Annotated in this window: 21 protein-coding genes; 15 read left to right on the plus strand and 6 right to left on the minus strand. The window is 35.6% G+C overall.

From position 1 onward, the window contains the following. The first annotated feature begins 127 nt into the window (after positions 1 to 127). The 4 genes from F4V44_RS17520 to F4V44_RS17535 all read left to right on the plus strand — a co-directional run bounded on the left by F4V44_RS17520 (position 128) and on the right by F4V44_RS17535 (position 5387). Positions 128 to 3337, plus strand: a complete 3210-nt coding sequence (locus tag F4V44_RS17520) for a DEAD/DEAH box helicase (protein ID WP_150441300.1) — start codon at positions 128 to 130, stop codon at positions 3335 to 3337. 112 nt (positions 3338 to 3449) lie between these two features. Then, complete coding sequence (gene crcB, locus F4V44_RS17525; protein WP_150441301.1) at positions 3450 to 3833, plus strand: fluoride efflux transporter CrcB; 384 nt, start codon at positions 3450 to 3452, stop codon at positions 3831 to 3833. Continuing rightward, positions 3834 to 4205: a fluoride efflux transporter CrcB gene (crcB, locus tag F4V44_RS17530; RefSeq protein ID WP_150441302.1), complete on the plus strand. Its 372-nt coding sequence runs from the start codon at positions 3834 to 3836 to the stop codon at positions 4203 to 4205. Between the two features lie 204 nt (positions 4206 to 4409). Beyond that, entirely contained in the window at positions 4410 to 5387 is a 978-nt protein-coding gene (locus F4V44_RS17535; RefSeq protein WP_150441303.1) for a glycerophosphodiester phosphodiesterase family protein, read from the plus strand. A gap of 49 nt (positions 5388 to 5436) precedes the next feature. Here F4V44_RS17535 and F4V44_RS17540 read toward each other — a convergent pair whose 3' ends face one another. Continuing rightward, the gene (locus tag F4V44_RS17540) at positions 5437 to 6528 is read right to left on the minus strand and encodes a GGDEF domain-containing protein (RefSeq protein WP_150441304.1); all 1092 of its coding nucleotides are present in this window, start codon (positions 6526 to 6528) and stop codon (positions 5437 to 5439) included. 289 nt (positions 6529 to 6817) lie between these two features. After that, the gene (locus F4V44_RS27455; protein WP_191090738.1) at positions 6818 to 6973 is read right to left on the minus strand and encodes a hypothetical protein; all 156 of its coding nucleotides are present in this window, start codon (positions 6971 to 6973) and stop codon (positions 6818 to 6820) included. Between the two features lie 209 nt (positions 6974 to 7182). Here F4V44_RS27455 and F4V44_RS17545 point away from each other — a divergent pair, with 209 nt between their 5' ends. Together F4V44_RS17545 and F4V44_RS17550 are read left to right on the plus strand one after the other, a co-directional pair. Beyond that, the gene (locus F4V44_RS17545) at positions 7183 to 8106 is read left to right on the plus strand and encodes a DMT family transporter (protein WP_150441305.1); all 924 of its coding nucleotides are present in this window, start codon (positions 7183 to 7185) and stop codon (positions 8104 to 8106) included. 32 nt (positions 8107 to 8138) lie between these two features. Then, positions 8139 to 8636 carry a GNAT family N-acetyltransferase gene (locus F4V44_RS17550; RefSeq protein ID WP_150441306.1) on the plus strand — a complete coding sequence of 166 codons (498 nt, stop codon included), beginning with the start codon at positions 8139 to 8141 and terminating at the stop codon, positions 8634 to 8636. Between the two features lie 71 nt (positions 8637 to 8707). Here the strand turns inward: F4V44_RS17550 and F4V44_RS17555 are convergent, their stop codons facing one another. Further along, complete coding sequence (locus F4V44_RS17555; RefSeq protein WP_150441307.1) at positions 8708 to 9532, minus strand: aldo/keto reductase; 825 nt, start codon at positions 9530 to 9532, stop codon at positions 8708 to 8710. Between the two features lie 191 nt (positions 9533 to 9723). Here F4V44_RS17555 and corA point away from each other — a divergent pair, with 191 nt between their 5' ends. From corA to F4V44_RS17570, 3 genes are all read left to right on the plus strand, one after another. Beyond that, complete coding sequence (gene corA, locus F4V44_RS17560) at positions 9724 to 10677, plus strand: magnesium/cobalt transporter CorA (RefSeq protein WP_150441308.1); 954 nt, start codon at positions 9724 to 9726, stop codon at positions 10675 to 10677. Between the two features lie 38 nt (positions 10678 to 10715). Then, positions 10716 to 11003, plus strand: a complete 288-nt coding sequence (locus tag F4V44_RS17565; protein ID WP_150441309.1) for an HNH endonuclease — start codon at positions 10716 to 10718, stop codon at positions 11001 to 11003. Positions 11004 to 11254: 251 nt separating this feature from the next. Continuing rightward, positions 11255 to 11809, plus strand: coding sequence for a hypothetical protein (locus F4V44_RS17570; protein WP_150441310.1), 555 nt, complete (start codon positions 11255 to 11257; stop codon positions 11807 to 11809). A gap of 84 nt (positions 11810 to 11893) precedes the next feature. Here the strand turns inward: F4V44_RS17570 and F4V44_RS17575 are convergent, their stop codons facing one another. Continuing rightward, positions 11894 to 12172, minus strand: coding sequence for a GlsB/YeaQ/YmgE family stress response membrane protein (locus tag F4V44_RS17575; protein ID WP_150441311.1), 279 nt, complete (start codon positions 12170 to 12172; stop codon positions 11894 to 11896). 202 nt (positions 12173 to 12374) lie between these two features. On the opposite strand from F4V44_RS17575, the gene F4V44_RS17580 reads away from it, so the two are divergent. The 4 genes from F4V44_RS17580 (at position 12375) to msrA (ending at position 16430) form a co-directional block, all read left to right on the plus strand. Next, on the plus strand, positions 12375 to 13100 hold the full coding sequence (locus tag F4V44_RS17580) for an ABC transporter ATP-binding protein (RefSeq protein WP_150441312.1): 726 nt from the start codon (positions 12375 to 12377) through the stop codon (positions 13098 to 13100). Then, the gene (locus F4V44_RS17585; RefSeq protein WP_150441313.1) at positions 13097 to 14158 is read left to right on the plus strand and encodes an ABC transporter permease; all 1062 of its coding nucleotides are present in this window, start codon (positions 13097 to 13099) and stop codon (positions 14156 to 14158) included. The genes F4V44_RS17580 and F4V44_RS17585 overlap by 4 nt, the downstream gene beginning before the upstream one ends. A gap of 21 nt (positions 14159 to 14179) precedes the next feature. Further along, on the plus strand, positions 14180 to 14845 hold the full coding sequence (locus F4V44_RS17590) for a TetR/AcrR family transcriptional regulator (RefSeq protein ID WP_150441314.1): 666 nt from the start codon (positions 14180 to 14182) through the stop codon (positions 14843 to 14845). Between the two features lie 631 nt (positions 14846 to 15476). After that, complete coding sequence (msrA, locus tag F4V44_RS17595) at positions 15477 to 16430, plus strand: peptide-methionine (S)-S-oxide reductase MsrA (RefSeq protein WP_150441315.1); 954 nt, start codon at positions 15477 to 15479, stop codon at positions 16428 to 16430. Between the two features lie 59 nt (positions 16431 to 16489). On the opposite strand, the gene F4V44_RS17600 is transcribed toward msrA, so the two are convergent. Beyond that, positions 16490 to 16717: a hypothetical protein gene (locus F4V44_RS17600; protein ID WP_150441316.1), complete on the minus strand. Its 228-nt coding sequence runs from the start codon at positions 16715 to 16717 to the stop codon at positions 16490 to 16492. Between the two features lie 277 nt (positions 16718 to 16994). On the opposite strand from F4V44_RS17600, the gene F4V44_RS17605 reads away from it, so the two are divergent. Then, the gene (locus F4V44_RS17605) at positions 16995 to 17399 is read left to right on the plus strand and encodes a cbb3-type cytochrome c oxidase subunit I (RefSeq protein ID WP_150441317.1); all 405 of its coding nucleotides are present in this window, start codon (positions 16995 to 16997) and stop codon (positions 17397 to 17399) included. A gap of 178 nt (positions 17400 to 17577) precedes the next feature. Here F4V44_RS17605 and F4V44_RS27460 read toward each other — a convergent pair whose 3' ends face one another. Beyond that, a complete protein-coding gene (locus tag F4V44_RS27460) occupies positions 17578 to 17721 on the minus strand; it encodes a hypothetical protein (protein WP_191090739.1) in 144 nt (47 codons plus the stop codon). Positions 17722 to 17959: 238 nt separating this feature from the next. On the opposite strand from F4V44_RS27460, the gene F4V44_RS17610 reads away from it, so the two are divergent. Further along, positions 17960 to 19330 (plus strand): aldehyde dehydrogenase, encoded by a 1371-nt coding sequence (locus F4V44_RS17610; RefSeq protein ID WP_150441318.1) that lies wholly within the window; start codon positions 17960 to 17962, stop codon positions 19328 to 19330. Positions 19331 to 19438 lie beyond the last annotated feature (108 nt).

A 19438-nucleotide genomic window follows, 5' to 3' on the forward strand; every position in this document is an offset into this window, starting at 1 on the left:
ACGTTTTTTTGTTTTCTGCAATCAGAAATTTAATTGGCACGATTTCATTTCAATAATCTTATTGTAGAATGATATAATATCTATTTGAAATCTCACTTAAAATTCCTCGGGGAGGAGATGGTGTAATTTGAATATCCAGTTCAATGAAAAATTCATTAAGGAAATGTGCGGTACTGCCTCCTTCAAAAGAGGAGATGTTTACTATCGCAATAAAAAAGTAGCTTTTACAGAATACAGTCCTAAGTCTTGTCGGGCAGTTGTAAGCGGTACGGAGGATTTTTATGTCAAGCTTGAGCAGGAAAGTTCCGGTAGTATTAAAGCTTCCTGCACCTGCCCAAAGCTTGCTTCCTTTCAAAAAGACTGTCAGCATGTTGCTGCCGTGTTAATAGCCCTATCTAACCATCAGAGGGAAGGAACGACACCTCATACGAAAGATAAGAATCAAACAAGCATCGTTAATAAGGAACTAACAGAAGAACTTTTGACGCTTTTTAACCAAAAACCATCCCCATCGATTGGGAAAAAACGTCATTTTGAGGATAGAGAATTAGTTGAAGCCACATTTATCTGTAAACTTGTTCCCAATGAAAAAAATCAGTGGATGGTCGCTATTCAAGTCATAGTAGGACAGACAAAAGTCCAAAAGATTCGAGAGTTTCTTAAGAATATCAGAGCAGGCAATAAATATATGCTCTCTCATTTTGTCTTGTATGATCCAAGTCTTCAATGCTTTTTTATGGAGGATGATGCTGTATTCCGACAGTTATTTCACATTCTTGATGATGAGGAAGCCTATTTGAATACGCAAAAACGGGACAAGAGTGAAGATGACACAGATTTGTTAATGCTTCCCCCAGCTTCATGGGAAACCCTTCTCCCTATTTTGGCGAGAGCACCAAGTGTAAAGTTTTTAAATGAGAATAATACGTTAAATAAGCTGGATGTTTCGCAAGGACCTCTATCAATCCAATTTCATGTTGTTGAAGACAGAAACAAAGGCTACCAATTAAAGATAAATGGTTTGCATCATTTAATTATGTTAACCTCCTATCATTTAGTTTCTTCAGGAGAAAAGCTAATCCGTTTGCAGCAGGAGGATTTTATCCGGCTTGTTGAATTAAAAAACATGCTTGATGCCACTGGTACAAATCAAATTCCAGTTCCGAATGAGCAAATTTCATTGTTTCTAGAAAAAGTTATTCCTGGTTTGAAAAGACTTGGAAAGGTCAATCTTCCTTATAGCATGACGGAAGAATGGAAGAAGACACCGTTAAAAGCAAAGCTATATTTAGATCGTGTTAATAACCGTCTTTTAGCAGGACTAGAGTTTCATTATGATCAAATTGTCATTAATCCATTAGAAAATCGCCCCATTAAAACCTTTGTGATGAGAGATAAAGAGAAGGAAGATAGTATCCTGCAGATGATGGAGGGAAGCTCCTTTGCAAGAAATGACAGCGGGTACCTACTATATAATGAGGAACTGGAATATGAGTTTCTTTACAAAGTTCTCCCCAAACTGCAAAAATTAGTGCAAATCTATGCCACAACAGCCGTTAGAAATCGAATGTTTAAAGGACATCCTCGTCCTAAAATCCGAGTTAAAGCCTATAAGGATCGTATGAACTGGCTAGAATTTACATTTGATTTGGATAGTATTCCGCAAAGTCAAATAAAGGAAGTTCTTGCAGCATTAGAGGAAAAGCGGAAATATTATCGGCTAAAAGATGGTTCATTGCTTTCTTTAGAGACAAGTGAGTTTGAGGTTTTGAGAAAATTCCTTTATGCTCTACCCGAAGAACTGAATAATTTTGAGGATGGGGTCCAGGTCAGCCCTATTCAAGGTCTTCGATTGATAGAATCAGTTGATAATCAAGAGGTATTTACAATAGAAGAATCCTTTCGCAAGTTTTTAAAGGATATAGAACATCCTGAGCATTTAAACTTCAAAGTCCCCCAACAGCTAGATCCTATTATGCGTGAATATCAAAAGCATGGTTACAATTGGATGAAGATGCTCTCGAATTACGGATTTGGCGGAATTTTAGCAGATAGTATGGGACTTGGAAAAACATTGCAAAGCATCGCCTTTATTCTTTCCGAGCTATCTGTTATTCGTCATAAGAAGACACCTGTTCTAATCGTTTGTCCATCTTCTTTAACTTATAATTGGCTTAGTGAGTTGCAGAAATTTGCATCGAACGTACAAACGGTTATTATCGATGGTTCAGTAAAAGAAAGAACAAGAATCATGAAGGAGGCGCTAAAGAAGGATGTAATGATTACTTCCTATCCATTGTTGCGTAAAGATAGTAAATGGTACGAAAAGCAATGGTTCCATACCGTGTTTTTCGATGAAGCGCAGGCTTTTAAAAATCCCGCTACACAAACAGCCAAGGCAGTCAAGAAAATCCAAGCTGTCAATCGTTTCGCGTTAACCGGAACACCGGTGGAAAATTCACTTGAAGAGCTCTGGTCGATTTTCCATGTTGTTTTCCCGGAACTATTCCAGAGCTTGAAGGAATACAGCAATCTGACAAGAGAAAAGATTGCCCGAAGAATTCGTCCGTTTTTACTCCGCAGGCTGAAAGAGGACGTTCTAGCAGAGCTTCCTGAAAAAATAGAGTCGATTGAATCAGTGGAATTGCTGCCGGAGCAGAAAAAGCTTTATGCTGCCTATTTGGCAAAATTGAAGCATGATACCCTAAAGCATTTAGATAAGGAAACCATCCGGAAAAATCGTATTAAAATTCTTGCCGGCTTAACACGCCTGCGGCAAATATGCTGCCACCCTGCCTTGTTTGTAGACGGATATAAAGGTAAATCAGCAAAATTTCAAAGGCTGCAGCAGCTTCTCGAGGAAGCGAAGCAAGCAGAGAGAAGAGTATTGATATTTTCGCAGTTTACGAAAATGCTTGGGATGATTGGCCGGGAATTAGCTGAAGAGGGAGTTCCTTTTTTCTATCTTGACGGACAGACTCCTTCAGATGAACGCGTGGAATTATGTCATCGATTTAATGAGGGAGAGTGCGATGTGTTCCTCATTTCATTAAAGGCTGGGGGGACTGGTCTAAATTTAACGGGTGCAGATACCGTCATTTTGTATGATTTATGGTGGAATCCGGCAGTAGAGGCACAGGCAGCTGATCGTGCACACCGTATTGGACAGGAGCAGACGGTACAGGTAATCAAACTGGTTGCCCGTGGATCAATTGAAGAAAAAATGAATGAACTGCAAGAAAAAAAGAAGGATTTGATGGAAAAAGTGATTAATCCTCATGAGCACGGAGAATCACTATTAACTGAAGAAGATATAAGAGAACTATTGATGATGTAACAGTAAATTGTCATCCTTACATTATGTGCTGATTACACAATCATCTTGTTTATTCGCTTCCCTGTATAGAGTTGTTCATTTTATAGGTTTTTATGCCAGAAAGAAGGGTAGCATGAATATTTTATTCGTTATGATTGGCGGATTTTTTGGGAGTATATCAAGATATAGCTTAGGGGAGTGGATCCATTCCGGAAATGGCTTTCCATTTGGAACCTTATTTATTAATCTAATTGGCTGTTTTATTCTTGGCTGGTTTCTTACTTTTGCAAGCCGCTCTAAGAAAGTGAAGCATGAATGGTCTCTTTTAATAGGAACTGGCTTTATTGGGTCATTTACTACATTTTCAACGTTTTCAGTCGAGACTCTGCAATTATTTCAAAGGGGTTTTATTTGGCAAGCACTTTTATATATTTTAGCCTCCACTGTTTTCGGTATCCTATTGGCCTTTGTTGGTCATAAAATAGCTAATTTTCGTACGATCGGGGCTGAGGATTAAATGATTTGGTTAATTGGAATAGGCGGATTACTTGGGAGCACCGTACGTTTTTTATTAGGAATCTTTATTAACAGCCGAATAAAGAAAGAAGCCTATTTTCCGTATGGAACGTGGATGATTAATAGTACAGGTTCTTTTTTATTAGGAGTATTAGCCAATCTCTATTTGACAGATAGAATGAGTGTTTGGATTTGGTTTTTATTTGGGATTGGGTTCTGCGGTGCCTATACTACATTTTCAACTTTTGCATATGAGACCATAACTATTGTAGGAGCAAAGAAGGGGAAAGTGGCTTGGTTTTATGTAATAGCATCGGTATTTTCGGGAGTATTAGCGGCTGGAATCGGATTTTTTCTGGCAAATATTGTATAGATGGAAGAGGAAGACAGTAAAGAATAGGGGAAAAAGTATAAAAAAACTCTAATAACACTATATGCTAAATACACAATAAGGACGCGTAATTTCCGCCCAATAAAAAGATAATATATATTTTTTTTTACACGAACAGCAACTAAAATTTAAAATAACAAAATACTTGCTGTTATTGTTGAAAAAAGATAAAGGTGGGAGTCGAACATGCAAAAGCTAAAAAAAGTTAGGAAACGTTTATTGATTTTGATCCTCATTTTAGCTGCTTTTATATTTTTAAATAATAGTTCTTTGTTAGCGAAGCCGAATAAGGAAGAACCTTTATTATTAGCACATCGTGGATTAGCACAGACGTTTCCAATGGAAGGAATTGAATGGGATACTTGTACGGCAGAAAGGATATTTGAACCGGCGCATCCTTATTTAGAAAACACCATACCTTCTATGGAAGCGGCTTTCAAAGCGGGAGCTGATGTGGTTGAATTAGATATTCATCCAACAATAGATGGTGAATGGGCTGTTTTTCATGATTGGACATTAGAATGCCGGACAAATGGAGAAGGCGTTACTCGTGAGCATACAATGGGTGAACTCAAACAGTTAGATATTGGTTATGGGTATAGTGCCGATAACGGTAAATCCTTTCCTTTTAGAGGAAAAGGTATTGGGTTGATGCCAACTTTAACTGAAGTATTGGAACGGTTTCCAGAAGAAGCATTCTTGCTTCATATTAAAAGTAACGACCAAGAAGAAGGGAGACTGCTAGCTGACTATTTATCAGAGTTACCTAAAGAACGATTACAGCTGCTGTCAGTTTATGGAGGGAATGAGCCGATTGCTTCGTTGGCGGAAAAACTACCTCATGTCCGAGTGATGTCAATGGATACGTTAAAGAGCTGTTTAATACCATATGAATTAATTGGTTGGACAGGGTATGTTCCTGACTCCTGTAAAGAAACACAAGTTCATATTCCAGAGAAATATGCTAAGATTCTATGGGGGTGGCCAAATAAATTTTTAAGCCGTATGGAAGAGGTCAATACAAGAGTGATCCTTGTAGCAGGTGATGGCGGTTGGTCCGAAGGCTTTGATAGCGAGACTGATCTTGAACGGCTTCCATCTCATTATTCTGGAGGTATTTGGACAAATCGGATAGATCGGGTTGCTCCTATATTACAAGAATAATGGACTGGTAAACGTATCGATAAAAAAGAGACCGAGGATCTGATGTTAGTTAACACAGTTCCTCGGTCTTATTTGCGTCAATCACAGTACGATTTCTTCCTTTTTGCTTAGCAGCGTATAATGCTTTGTCTGTTTTAAGAAATAATTCATCTGGTTTAGAAAATATGGTTGGAATCATCGTAGATATACCAATACTTACAGTCACAATTGGACTAATGGGTGAACTCTTGTGAGGAATCTGCAGCGCTAAAATGGCTGAATGTACTTTATTTGCGATTACTTCCGCTTTTTGTTGAGTTGTTTCTGGAAGAACAATGGCAAATTCCTCACCGCCAAAACGTGCTGCTAATCCAATTGAATTCTCAATAGTACCTTCTAATACCTTTGCTATTTGTTTTAAACAGTTATCTCCGGCTAAATGCCCATAGGTGTCATTATATTTTTTATAGAAATCGATATCTACTATTATGAGTGACAAAGGTTTGGAGGATTCCTTAGCCCGCTCCCATTCGGAGTTTAAATATTGATCAAAATAGCGACGATTGGCAATATTTGTTAAACCATCACGATTGGAGAAATGTTTCATTTCTTGATAAGCTTTCCTCAACTCTTGTTCAGCTTGCATTCTTTTAGTAATATCGGTTACCATACCAATGACATAAAATGAAGGGTCCTCGATTGGAAATAGCGTAGAGGTAACTTCTCCCCAGACTATTTGACCATCCTTACGAATATATCGTTTATTTAATTGGTACGACTCTATTTTACCTGCTAACAAATCTGATAATAACTCCATATTCTTTTTTGCATCATCAGATTCACTGAATTCATTTAATGTCATTTTGCCCAATTCTTCTTCGCTGTATCCAAGCATTTCTTGCAGCTTAGAGTTAGCGATGATAGGCCGGCCATTATTGTCTATAATGGCAATTCCAATGGGGGCTTTCTCGAATATGGATTGGAACAATTGTATGTTTTTTTCTAGCTTAATCTTTTGTATACTTTCCTGCTGTTGGAAAAATTTTGCTTTATCATATTGTTTACCAGCCCACCAAGCAATCAACAGCATGACAGGCAGCCCTAAGAATTCGATTAACTCAATACTTTCATATTTTGAAAAATAATAATATATATATTCCATTCGTTAGTAACACAAGAAGGAACGCTATTATACTGCCTTTGAATTTCATGTTTACCACTCAATCTAATTAAGTTTACGTCTATTTTATAATAAAAAGCCAAAAAAGAGTATCTAAATGTTTTAATAACCTATTGTACCAGGTAAATTCAATAAATTACCATCGAGTATTAAAAAATAGTGTATAGGATATTCATGCAAAAGGGGATGAAGAAAGAACCCCACTGATGGAAGTTTCATTTTATTATGCATGAAATGGTTTAAAATAGGCTGCCAATTAGGCAGCCTTATTTTAGTGACTTGTTAAATGTTTCATGTGTGTTTCTTTTATTGGAACATGTTGTGGTCTTACTGGATAAGACGCTTTGCTGGCATCGTCTGGTCCAGTAAGTGTTTTTCTTTGATCCAACACTTTCCCTGAAAACTCAACAGGATTACGGTTTGTCATTTTTTCCACCTCCATTTAATAGGATGGATGAAAAACAAGTGCAAATGACTGGTAAAATTTCCTTATAAAATAAACCGTTTAAGAAATAAAAAGTTTATCGCTATGAATAAGCATTTATCCATTTGTTAAGCTAAATTTAAGAACAAAAGAAAACTCTCTATTGATATAATGTTATATGCAGATAGAAACTATAGAAATGGAGAGTTCATATGAATAGCAATAGAATGCGTGGTGAGTTTTTTCTTGCCATAACAGGACTCATTTGGGGAACGTCTTTTGTAGCCCAGCGTGTCGGGATGGATTATATAGGTCCTTTCACTTTTACAGCTACTAGATTCCTAATCGGGACACTGTCATTAATACCAATTATACTTATCATGGGCAGGTTAAATAGTAAGAAACAAAATGTAATGAAACAGAATGGAACAAAAAAGGACTTACTGATTGGAGGTTTAGCTTGTGGTATTGCTTTGTTTTTTGGTATCTCCTTTCAACAGTCCGGTTTAGTTTATACGACAGCAGGGAAAGCCGGATTTATTACAGCATTATATATTGTATTAGTACCGCTTTTTGGACTATTTCTACATAAAAAAGTGAGCAAGAGTGTATGGATTGGTGTGGCTTTAGCTGTAGTGGGTCTATATTTATTATGTATGACTGAAGGATTTGTCATTTCAAAAGGAGATGTTATTGTTCTTTGCGGAACCGTATTTTGGGCCATTCACATACTCGTCGTAGACCATTTTGCATCAAAGGTTGACGGGTTAAAAATGTCTTTTATCCAGTTTTTTGTAGCAGCCATATTGTCTCTTGTTGTGGCTTTATTTGCCGAAACAATTGAATTAGCTTCAATTTTGGCCAGTGCTGGGCCAATTCTCTATACCGGGATAGTCGTTGTAGGGATTGCTTATACATTTCAAATTCTTGGGCAAAGGGAGACGAATCCAACGGTAGCTGCTATTATTTTAAGCATGGAATCAGTGTTTGCCGTCATTTCAGGGATGATTCTGCTAGGGGAAAGTATGACACTTAGAGAAATCCTTGGCTGTGTCATTATGTTTATGGCAGTCATTATTGCTCAGCTGCCTGCGAAAGAGAGAGCAAAGACAAAAGTGAAAAAGAAAGTCATCTGACCTCTTTAGAAGAAGAAAGGAAAGTATTGTGCATGATTAGACAAGGAAGAAATGAAGATTTGCCCGTAATCATGAAAATGGTTGCAGAAACGATTTATATTATGAGAGAAGAGAAAAATGATCAATGGGATGAAAATTATCCGACTGAAAATATTTTTCAAAAGGATATACAAAAGGGAATATTGTATGTATGGGAAGAGAATGGAGAAGTTCTTGGTTCCATAAGTGTCGATACAAATTTGCCGAATGAATACAAAGAAATTCCATGGAGAAAGGAAAGTGCTGCTTATACTTTTCATCGTCTAGTGATTGGAGCGATTGCAAGAAAAAAAGGACTAGCATCGAGCCTTATCGCACATGCTGAATACGTTGCATTACAAAACGATGTTCCGTATATGAAGATTGATACGTATTCATTAAATACAAAAGCTCAGGCTTTGTTTGAAAAGCTAGGATATATAAAAGCAGGGGAAATGGCTTATCATGGGAAAGAAAACCCTTTTTATTGTTATGATAAATGTCTAACGTGAAAACCATGCATGATTGTTATATAGAAAAGAAGCGCTTAATGTGTAGCGCTTCTTTTCTATTAGGGGTTATTTTATCTTATATTCATATCATTTGGTTCTGGACCTTTTCGACGATTTCGATTCAGTTGATGAATTTCTTCCATCTCATTTGATGATAATTCAAAATCAAACACTTGAAAGTTTTCCTCAATACGAGTTGGAGTAACAGATTTAGGAATGACAATCGTATGATTCTGTAGATGCCATCTCAGAATAATTTGGGCTGCTGTTTTTCCATGTGTTTCTGCAAGTCTTTTAATAATTGGGTCCTCTAAAGCCTCTCCGCCTTGATCGAGTGGGCTCCAAGCCTCCACATAAATATTATGTGATTGACAAAATTCCTTCATTTCGGTTTGTGATAGATATGGGTGGCATTCAATTTGATTTAAGACAGGGATTACTTCACATTCATTGATTATCCGCTCTAGATGATCCTTGTTAAAATTACATACACCAATCGCTTTTACACGTCCATCCTGGTAAAGTTTTTCTAACGCTTTGTATGTATCAACGTACTGGTCATATTGGGGTGTCGGCCAATGAATAAGGTATAGATCAACATAATCTAATCCTAATTTTTCCAAGCTTTGTTCATAAGCACGAATCGTATTGTCGTATCCTTGGTCACTATTCCAAACCTTCGTTGTAATAAAAAGCTCATCGCGTGGAACCTTGGATTCAAGTATGGCTTTTCCGACTCCTTTTTCATTTTCATAAATCATCGCTGTATCAATTGATTGATAACCAACCTCAAGAGCTTTTGATACTGCGATGGCTGCTTGATCATCGGGAACCTGCCATACACCAAAGCCCAACTGGGGCATTTTTAAACCATTATTTAAGGTTACATAATTCATAATTCCAATCTCCTTTTTCTCAGTTATGTTCGGTTGAAGTTTTCCTTTCTATAGATTAACGTTATGATTTTGTAATTTCAAATACCAGGATAGAATCACCCTGTATTGGTAAGGCTAAATCGTTGAAATATATATTGTTAGAAAGGAACACAATTGAATATTCCTGTATCTCAAATGAGGATGTGCACTAAATGATACGAATCGTTGGAGTAACATTTGAGTATGAATTAGAAACAAATCTTTCTATAAACAATGTAGATTTTTCTAAATATAAGTGGTATTGGGTTGATTTTAATGAGCCAAGCGAAGAAGATATTCGTCATTTAACGGAAACATTCTGCTTTCATCCACTTGCCGTTGAAGATTGCATACATAGACCGCAGCGTCCGAAATTAGATTATTATGATGACTATACGTTCTTTGTTACCCACATCGTAAATGAGGAGAAGAAAGAAATTATTAAAGAGGAGTTGAATTTTTTTATTAGCAATCAGTATGTTGTTACTTTTCATCGAGAGTCTGTTCTAGAGGTAAACCAAGTATGGGATCGCTTATTATCTCATAAGAATATCGAGAAGTGGGATCCATATTATGTGTTTTATGATATTTTAGATAAAATTGTCGATAACTATTTTCCGTTGATGTACAAATTAGAAGATGAATTAGACAAAATCGAGAACAATACGCAGAATAAAACAATGGATCATTTAATGAATGAATTATTTGATACGAGGCATATGTTATTAAATTTAAGACATTCTATAAACCCCATGCGGGATTTGCTTTACCGAATGTTAAATTCGCATCATTTACAGGGAATAAGGGATAGATGGGAATACTTTTCCGATATTTATGATCATCTGTTAAAACTTTCGGATATGGTCATGTCTAGTAGAGAATTAACAGCTGATATCCGTGATAGTTACCTATCATTGAATTCACACCAGACAAATAATGTGATGAGAATCCTGACGATAATTACATCAATCTTTGCTCCACTAACCTTTATCGCTGGAATTTACGGAATGAACTTTCAGTATATGCCAGAGTTAACTTGGAGACATGGGTATTTTCTAGCCTTGGGAACGATGGGAATGGTAGGTGTATTGTTGTATCTATGGTTTAAACGAAAGGGTTGGTTTTGATTTTTTAATTTTCAAGAGGCGCGAAGGGGTGAGAAAAAATGGCATTTTGTGAGTTGTGCGGACGTAATGGTGTGGAAACAACGGTCCATCATTTACTTCCAAAAGAAAAAGGAGGTACCTTTGGTGAAACGGCTGATCTATGTATACCATGTCATAAACAAATTCATGCCCTGTATAGTAATGACGAAATTGCAGTGCGGCTGACAACTTTACAAGAATTAAGAAATGATGCAAAGCTTTCATCTTTCATTAAATGGCTGAGAAAACAACCTCCAACTAAAATAATGAAAATTAAAAAATCTAATGAACGAAAACGCACAAGATAATGAAGGCAATAAAATAAATATCTCCATTAAATGTAATGCCGTTTAAGCTTGTGATATCAATCCAAGCTTATTTTTATGGGAAAATACAAATATCCCTGTCAAAAGAACTAGTTTATTCTGTTAAAATATTTATTTTCACGTGATTATCCCACTATAAGAAGGTAAATTAGACTTAATTTAATCTTTTCTCCCTGATATTGTTTGAAAATTTGATATAATTTAAATGGTAGTATTAATAGGGGGCTAGGATCATGAAAAAGGGGATTCAATTACTATTTATGAGCATCATTCTTCTAGGTATTACAGCCTGTAGTTATCCAACTATGAACGAGGCCATTCCGTATAAGGTAAATCAAATCATACATACTGAGAAGATGAAAGATATTTCGATTGTTTTATATGATACGATAGCGGAAATAGAAGAGTTTAACGATCAAAGAAAACCTGTCTTAGGTGTCGCCTTCTTAAAAGGAGATTCAGAAGATGGTTGGGATAATGTGGGACCTAATGGTTGGAATCATAATGAAAATGACCAATTTACCATTTATAAGGAAGATTTTCGTGATTATGATAAAGAGGGTAATGTTATAACTGATCTTACTATCATTTATGGTGAAATACATAATCCAGCGATTAAGAAAATCGAGACACTTGCAACAGGAGAAACAGATCAATACAAAGAAGCGATGATGATTGAAAAGGACAAAAAACGTTATTACTTTGCAATTGGAGCGAAAGATAGCATAAAGGCTTTGTCAGATAATGGTGATATTATTCATCAAGAGGATTGGACTAAAGAAGAATAGTATAATTATAATCTTAAAGTGAAAAAGGAGACATAGGGTCTCCTTTTTCTATCTATCCTAGATTGGGCCAACATTATTATTATATTAGAAAATTTCACTGATTAATCCAAAAATGACAACAACAATAACGGCACCAATAAGGGCTGGAATGAAGTAAAATCCTCCAATTGCAGGACCCCAAGCTCCAAATAAACCATGCCCAATCCAAGCACCAACGAACCCAGCAATAATAGAGCCAATTACACCGCCTGGCATATCAAAAGGAACAAGTTTCTCGGCAACATAGCCGATGACAAGTGAAACAATAATAGAAAGAATAAGAGCTGAAGCGCTCACTTTGCAAAAACTCCTTTTTGATATCATATGCTGATCATTTCTTGTTGTTAAATAAACTTAAAAGTCTTAACGTCGATTGTAAAATTACTATTGGGAGTTTAATTTAAAGTTTTTTCTGTTACTTCGAACAACAATAAAAAGTGAGTAATCACTTTTTTTATTGACAGAAAGGCTTAATTAACATGAAAATAAAGTGAGTAGTTACTCATTTTGCAAGGAGGTTTATGAGATGAGTGTCAGTATTGAAGTGAATCATTTAACCAAGAGTTATGGAAAGAAACAGATTTTAAACGAAATTAATTTAACAATTGATGAGGGGCAGTTATATGGGTTGATTGGTCCGTCAGGAGCTGGAAAAACAACACTGGTTAAAATGATTGTAGGTATGGACTTACCTAATTCAGGTTCGATTCATGTACTAAATAAGAAGATGCCAAATATTCAAGTTCTTAAGGATATTGGCTATATGGCGCAATCGGATGCTTTATATTCATCACTGACAGGGAAGGAAAATCTGACATTTTTTGCCTCACTTTATAAACTCACGAAAGAAGAAATGAAGACTCGAATTTCGTATGCGGCAGATTTAGTTAATTTGAAAGAGGAACTCAATAAAAGAGTATCCGACTATTCAGGAGGGATGAAGCGTCGCTTATCGCTCGCCATTGCTCTTATTCAAAACCCTAAAATCCTCATATTGGATGAACCAACCGTTGGGATAGATCCTGAACTAAAAATAGGAATTTGGGCTGAATTATTACGTTTAAAAAATAAGGAAGGAAAAACGATAATTGTCACAACGCATGTAATGGATGAAGCTGAGCGGTGTGATATGATTGCTATGGTTAGAGATGGGAAAATCTTAACAAGCGGAACACCGGAAGAATTGAAGACACAATTTCACGCTAACAGCTTTGATGAAGTATTCCTTCATGCTGGAAGGATAAAATTATGAGAACAATAGCCTTAGTAAAAAGAATTTGCCTTGAGATGTTCCGTGATAAACGCACTCTTGCATTATTATTTGTTGCTCCATTGCTTATTTTAACGTTAATGTATTTACTGTTTAATGGAGGTACTGTAGAACCAAAACTAGGTGTTGTGAATGTAGAACAGGGTCTTATTAAGGAGCTCAAGAATGCAGATATTATAACGAAAGAATATGTAGAAGTGAGCGATGTTACAGATCTGATTGTAGAAGAGGAACTTGATGGTTTATTGCAAAAAGAGAATCAACAATTTACTTTAACTCTGTTAAATGGTGATCCAAGTATAGCAAAATCCCTGCAAGTGAAAGTGAGTCAAAATCTTTCAGCCTATGCACAATCCTCACTTATGAATCAAAGTACTGCTAAGATTACTCTGCCGAAGGTAAATATTGAAACGAATTATGTGTATGGCAGCAATGATACTGTTTTTTTTGATGTCTTAAGTCCTGTTTTAATTGGCTTCTTTGTTTTCTTTTTTGTTTTTCTAATTTCAGGAATTGGGTTATTAAAGGAACGTACGACAGGGACTTTGGAACGGTTAATGTCAACTCCGATTCGCAGGGGAGAAATTGTTTCTGCTTATTTAATTGGTTTTGGTATGTTTGCGGTTATTCAAACCGTTATTGTCGTTTTCTATTCAATCAACGTATTAGACATTGTACTGATGGGCTCTATTTGGAATGTAATTTTAATTAATTTACTGTTAGCCTTAGTTGCTTTATCATTAGGTATTCTTCTTTCAACATTTGCAGCAACTGAATTTCAAATGGTTCAGTTTATACCCATTGCCATCATTCCACAGATATTCTTTTCCGGTATTTTGCCGCTTGAAGGGATGGTAGATTGGCTGCAATGGATTGGAAAGATCATGCCTTTATACTATGCAGCAGACGCATTAAAGGCAGTTATGTATAAGGGGCTTGGTATTGGAGATATTATGGGAGATTTATTGGCTTTAGTTGTATTTGCCTTAATCTTCATTATACTAAATATTTTCGCTTTAAAACGATATCGTAAGTTATAACGTAAAGGGGGTGGAATCATTTTGCCCAAGAAAAGCCTTTTAGATGAAATGATTGCTCAAACAAAATTGTCCAAAAAACAGACAGATAAACAGCAAAAGATAGTAGAAGCAGCGGTGAAGATGTTTGCCTCAAACGGTTATGCTAATACATCAACAAGTGAGATAGCGAAGGTGGCCGGCGTGTCGGAAGGGACTATTTTTCGGCATTATGGAACAAAGGATAATCTATTGCTTGCCGTTATTCTTCCTTTCATTAAAGAGTCTCTACCATCAATGGCTGAGAATGTTTTTAAAGAGGTTTTTTTAGAGGATGAAAGTTTTGAAAGCTTTCTGCGGGCTCTGATAATCAATCGATGGCATTTTCTTTCAGACAATAAAGAGCTTTTTAAAGTAATTGTGAAAGAGCTTTTATATAATGAGAATCTGAAAAACGAGCTCCTACCATTTTTTACTGAAAATATCTTAAAACGGCTGAATAAGGTGATTGATTATTATAAAAGCCGAGGAGAACTTATGGATCTCCCAAGTGAGAAGGTTTTAAAAATGATGTTGACAGTAATATTTGGTTATTTTGTATCTGAATTTGTGTTATTTCCTGTAGCTTCCGATGAAATTAAGGATAAAGACTTTGATACCATAGTTCGGTTTATCATGGATGGAATTAGAAAAGAAACTGTAGAAGGTTAAAAAGAAAGTATTAGGGAGAGCTTGAACCATGGTCTGCTCTCCCTTTTTACATCAATGAGATATAGGTAATACTTTATATACTCAGTCTTTCACGTCAACGCTGGCATTCTTAGTAAGCTTTTTAACCTTGAAAGTGAATTACTTAATAGAAACGCCAATTTAAGGATGAAGAAAAAAAGTGTTGGAAATAAGCGAAAGAGAATATTCAAAGTATATCCCTCCACATTGAAGTTTAGTGTTTAACTTACAACACTAATGTTACTATTCGCTAAAAATGAGAAATTCAATCATAGAAGAAGGAAAGTTAGGAAAAGAAATAAACGCCAGAATTGGCGTTCATTTCTAATTACTGTAGATTATTTTTTTGTGAGTTTTCATTTATTAAATTCCGAACATCTTTTACCATCTCTTCGAATGTTTGATTGACATGATTCATGATAGAATCTTGGGGAGAATGTTGACTCAACTTATTGCTATTCTGTTTTTTCACCTTATTCACCTCCGCTGAAGTTAGCGTGTGTAATGTGTTGATAAATATTCCACTGCGAGAGATGTAATTTTCAATGGTACTTTTTGATAGGATAGAAAAAAGAATGAAGTTCATTTTATTTTGTGAAAGGAGTAAAAATAAATGACACATAATGAATTAGCTACTTTTGCGGGCGGGTGTTTTTGGTGTATGGTAGAACCCTTTGACCAACAACCTGGAATAATAGAGGTGGTATCAGGCTATACCGGAGGGCATACTGAAAACCCAACCTATGATGAAGTATGCACAGAAACAACAGGCCATTTCGAAGCTGTTCAAATTACGTTTGACCCCACCATTTTTCCGTATCAAAAATTATTGGATTTATTTTGGCAGCAAATTGATCCGACTGATGCGGGAGGACAATTTAATGATCGTGGAACTTCCTATCGCACGGCCATCTTTTGTCATAATGAAGAACAACATAAGCTCGCAGAAGCCTCTAAAGAAGAGTTAAGTAAAAGTGGTAAGTTTAAAAAGCCCATTGTAACTGAAATACTTCTAGCTGCCGCTTTTTATAAAGCGGAAGAAAAGCACCAATATTATTATAAAAAGATACCGTTTCATTATAATTTATATAAAGAAGGCTCCGGACGGGCAAAGTTTATCCGTGAAAACTGGAAAACAAGAAAAAGTGACGAACAATTAAGGGAGGAACTGACCCCGATACAATATGAGGTAACAAGAAAAAGTGCAACAGAGCCTCCATTTCAAAACCAATACTGGAATCATCATGCAGAAGGGATTTATGTTGATATCATTTCGGGAGAACCATTATTTAGTTCTTTGGATAAATATGATGCTGGATGCGGCTGGCCGAGCTTTACCAAACCATTACGAAGAAATGAATTAGAGGAAAGGTTTGACACCTCTCACGGTTTACGCAGGATTGAGGTTCGAGCAAAAACCTCTGATTCGCATTTAGGGCATGTGTTTGACGATGGACCTGAACCATATGGAGCGCGTTATTGCATTAACTCTGCGGCCCTTCGCTTTGTCCCGAAAGATCAACTTGATGAAGAAGGCTATGGTGTATTTAAAAGTTTATTTACATAATAAAAGTAAAAACACACTGCTCCTTTAAAGGAAAAGTGTGTTTTTTTATGACTTTATTCTTATTCATAAATATATAAATAACTTTCAACGAATTCACATACATCATTAGTATTTAATGTATTTTTCTTTAATTCCTTTTCAGCTTCCCTTATATAAGGAAGGTATTGTGGAATGTTTTTCAGTTCTTTGATGGAAATTTCCCCGTTAACTAATTGCAGGGCTGCTTTTTGAATCTCTTCATTTTCGGCTTGATATAATAGAAAAGCAAGACAACTAATACGATCCATTTTCAATTCCACCTTTCCGAAAAGATTGTTCTAGTTTATTTCTCTTCATTATATTTCAACATAAATATGACAAAATCCTCCTATATAATTGGGAAATACTATTCAAAATGATTGGATTTGTCCAATTCGTTGTTAGGAAAAAAGAAAAAATAGGTAAAAAGTGTGGGGAATTTGTAAATTTATTTGCAAAAAACAGTTAAAACTATTAACACTATGAATAAATTAGTTTATCATTGTAAGTGTTTAAAATAGAAAATTGAAGAAAGGGAGAGAAATAATGGGAGTACGTTTCTTAAAAATCGCAGCTGTATACTTTTTGATAGCTGTAGTACTTGGACTTGTAATGGGAATCATTCATAACTTTTCATTTACCTCAGTCCATGCACATTTAAATTTATTAGGTTGGGTTTCAATGGCACTTTTTGGACTTATTTATTGCATCTTCCCAAAAGCAGGCGAAACGAAATTGGCAAAGACACATTTTTGGCTGCACAATATCGGTTTACCATTGATGCAAGGAGTGTTATTCGTTCAATTAGTCACAGGTAATCAAGCGCTTGTAGTTGGTACCATTATTGGATCATTACTGCTTGTGCTTGGAGTAGTGTTATTTGTTATTAATGTGCTTGCTCACATTAAAACAAGCAATTCTATTTTTTCAGGTAAAGATATTTCTATGTAACAAACAACAAAGAAGTTCCCAGATTTCCGGGAACTTCTTTGTTGTTAATAGAATGATTCGGTATAATCGAAATAACAGTCTAAATTTATATAAAGAAAAAGGATAACCAAAGGTAATTCATTTCCTTTTTTAGGTTATCCCTTTTTTCGTAATAAATGATTTTTTTCGTCCTTTTCTCTTAGACAACTTGGATTTCATTTTCTTTTACCAATACCACTTTTCTTGGTGATTTCTCACTTCTTATTTCATATCGTCCGTTTCTATAATCATATAATATGATATAAATATCACCATCAAACAGAACTTTGTCATTAATCGTCATAATAAGTTCCTCCTTTGTTTATCTATATAGTAGTTTAATATAATATCAGGATAAATTCTGTGGCTTTGTGATATTATCTTACATGAAAAATGTAAGATGTGAAGTAATAATATGTATATTTTTTGTAAAAATTAATAAAATTAAGTCGAATATTACGATGAAGTGGACTAGTAGTGTTTGCATGTAAATAAAATTTTTAACAATAGAAGATAACAATTACATACAAAGAGTGATGAAAATGGAAAATTACAATGAAATAGTAAAAAAGCAGAGGGAATTTTTTTTAGAAGGGAAAACAAAAAGTCTTGCTTATCGAATGCAGGCGCTTCGACTATTAAGAGAAATAATTAAGTTAAATGAAAAAAGTCTAATGGATGCCCTTAAAGAAGATTTAAATAAAAATCCCTTCGAATCGTATATGTCGGAAATTGGAATGCTGTTAGGAGAAATTAGTTTTACTTTGAAACATTTGAAGAAATGGTCTGAACCTAGACGGGTGAAAGCTACTATGGCTCAGTTCGGATCGAAAAGTGTCATTTATCCGGAACCATATGGTGTAACGCTAATCATCTCTCCTTGGAATTACCCCTTTCAATTAGCCTTTGCTCCGTTAATTGGTGCTATAGCGGCTGGAAATTGTTCTATAATAAAACCTTCTGAATTAACTCCAATAACAGCGAAGTTAATAGGTGACCTTATTTCACAGTCTTTTCCAGAAGAATATATAACAGTTATTCAGGGAGGGGTAGAAACAAGTCAAGCCTTACTAAAGGAGAAATTTGATTATATCTTTTTTACTGGCAGTGTTGCTGTTGGTAAAGTAATCATGGAAGCAGCAGCAAAAACTCTTACTCCTGTCACGCTTGAATTGGGTGGTAAAAGTCCTTGTATTGTTCATAAAGATGCTAATTTACCACTTGCTGCTAAAAGAATTGCCTGGGGGAAATTTATTAATGCGGGTCAAACATGTGTAGCTCCCGATTATATTTATGCTCATTCCGAAGTGAAGGAAGAATTTTTACAGTATCTTATACAATCAATAAAAGCTTTATATTCAGAAGATGTTCTTTTGAAGGGAGAATTCACCCGGATTGTCTCCAAAAAGCACTTTGAGAGACTAACGGGATTCCTTTCAGAAGATAAAATTCATTATGGAGGTAGGTATGAATCTTCCTCCTTAATGATAGAGCCAACAATCTTAGATAATGTGACATGGGATGATTTTGTCATGAAGGATGAGATATTTGGCCCCATATTGCCTGTTTTAAGTTACGAAGATACTTCTAATATGATTAATACAATAACAGAGAGGCCAAAGCCCCTTGCTCTTTATATTTTTTCAGAAAACAAAGCTTTTCAAAATAGGGTTCTTGATGGGATATCGTTCGGGGGAGGATGTATCAATGATACAATCTTTCATTTGAGCTCCCCCTATCTGCCCTTTGGAGGTGTTGGAGAAAGCGGGGTGGGTGCCTACCATGGGAAAGGGAGTTTTGATACATTTACACATGAAAAAAGTATCTTAAAGCAAACGACCCGTTTTGATTTACCATTAAGGTATCCAAATCGAAAAAATGCATTGGAAACCTTAAAACGACTTCTGAAATGACGAAAGGTGTAAGGAGCTAAAAGGGACAAAGGTCTTACTAGCTACCTTACACCTTTTTGCCAATTTTACTTATACATAGAAACGGGTTAAGCCTCTCAAAATAATTAA

The organism is Niallia endozanthoxylica, from assembly GCF_008710145.1.
GTDB lineage: Bacteria > Bacillota > Bacilli > Bacillales > Cytobacillaceae > Bacillus_BD > Bacillus_BD endozanthoxylica.